Raw genomic sequence first — 1,713 nt, 5'->3', positions numbered from 1 at the left:
AGCAATCGCTGGAGAGCACCAATGAGACTCCCGAGGTGAATTCCCCCTGCGCTATTACAGAGTCACGGCGTCTTTTGATGGTGGAGGATGAGCCACTGCTGCTGGAAGTTCAACATGAGCTGTTTAGCAGTATGGGCTTTGAGGTTGATGCCGTAGCGAACACTCAACAGGCTTATCAGAGCTGGTTGCAGCACCAACATACTATTATTATTACCGACTGCCGGTTGGATGAGAGCGACGGTTTTGAACTGGTTCGCCACCTGAGAAAACTGATGCAGGATACCTCGGAGCCGATACTGATTATCGGTCAGTCTGCCTCATTGAAAGCAGAAGATGCGCAGCGTGCGCGCGAAGTCGGCATGGATTACCTGCTGCAAAAACCCATTGCACGCGAACAATGGCAGCAGTTGATACGTGACTATTTCACTTCTGAGGAAAGAAAACATGACTGACACCACCTTCAGCGCACGATTTTACGCCAGTGTACGTGATTATCTTGGCCATATTGAAGCGCTTATAAAAGAGGGTGATCTTGGTGCCGCACAGAAAATCGGCCATAAAATGCTGGGATTGTGTCAACTCTTTGGCACACCTGAACAGGTCGCCCTATGTGAGGCCCTTGAAAACGCTGACAGCCTGCATCATCTGCAACAAACACTCGATCAGTTTTATGCACTGCTCAAGAACAGTGACATAAAAAAATAAATTCCCCCGGAGTCACTGCCGGGGTTCGAAAAATGAAAGCAATTATTCTGTCTGGGTGGCACACTCAGGGCATATTGCTGATTCATATCGAGCCTTTATATCGCAATAGATTTCAAAATGTAGGGCCGCGGCAAGCCACAACCTCGTAGAAGCACGGTTCATGGTTCGGCCAAGTCATGAACGCGATTAACACCGTTGTAACTTTAAAGATGGCCGGAGTGTATTTAGAACTATTTAATTCCTCAACAGCTCATAATTCAACCTAAATAATATCTATCCAGAATAGGGTTAATTAGCTCTAAAAATAACAATATTTTCATTCCCCGCTCTACATATTATCAAGATGACATTGGTCATTTAGAAAAATACGTTAATTCTAGGATAACTCCCACAACAATTGGAGAGTCCACCTAATTCAATTCTATAACCAACTTGGTTAAACTGTATTTGAAGTACGGCAGAGTAAGCAGCATTGAATAACACCCTCTAACATTATTCATTTATAGCTTGCACCAATAAATTTAACTTAGTTAATACGTACTCAATAGTTAACGCCTCGTTTGCCGCTTGTATAGGGCATTTTTTTAATCGGAAATAAAAATGAAAAAAAAATATTCTTGGCAGCAAGTGATCTTACACTGGGTTTCTGCATTGGTTATCATTTGGGCCACAATTTCCGGGTTTTACGTCGGATTATTCAATGTATCTCCTGAACTGAAGACGTTAACCGGGTTTATCAATGTTTCGCTAACAACGCTGTTGATCCCTGTGTTCATCATTCGGTTGTATTTCTACTTTGTGTCAGAAAAACCGGAAGAGATTAACACCACTGGAATCACCCGATTCATTGCTCACGCAGTACATTTTATTCTTTATCTAAACATCACCATAGTGCTGGTCACCGGGGTTCTGATGATGGAAAGAGATATCAACGTTTTTGATCTCTTCATCATCCCACAACCTATTCATGACCTGGCTGTTACCAAAAGATTCAACACTATTCATATT

General features: G+C 42.7%; 3 protein-coding genes. All 3 read left to right on the top strand.

What is annotated here, in order from left to right; genetic code table 11:
- Positions 1-452: response regulator (locus YALDO0001_RS19285; protein WP_157132010.1), on the top strand; the 452-nt coding region annotated here is incomplete at its 5' end.
- Positions 445-705 carry an Hpt domain-containing protein gene (locus YALDO0001_RS19280; RefSeq protein ID WP_042840644.1) on the top strand — a complete coding sequence of 87 codons (261 nt, stop codon included), beginning with the start codon at positions 445-447 and terminating at the stop codon, positions 703-705. The genes YALDO0001_RS19285 and YALDO0001_RS19280, both read left to right, overlap by 8 nt.
- A 600-nt stretch (positions 706-1,305) precedes the next feature.
- Positions 1,306-1,713: cytochrome b (locus YALDO0001_RS19275; RefSeq protein WP_004705628.1), on the top strand; the 408-nt coding region annotated here is incomplete at its 3' end.

Origin of the sequence: Yersinia aldovae ATCC 35236, from assembly GCF_000173735.1 — a bacterium.
Lineage (GTDB): Bacteria > Pseudomonadota > Gammaproteobacteria > Enterobacterales > Enterobacteriaceae > Yersinia > Yersinia aldovae.
The sequence above is the reverse complement of the archived record's forward strand: the minus strand, read 5'-3'. Positions and strand labels throughout refer to the sequence as shown.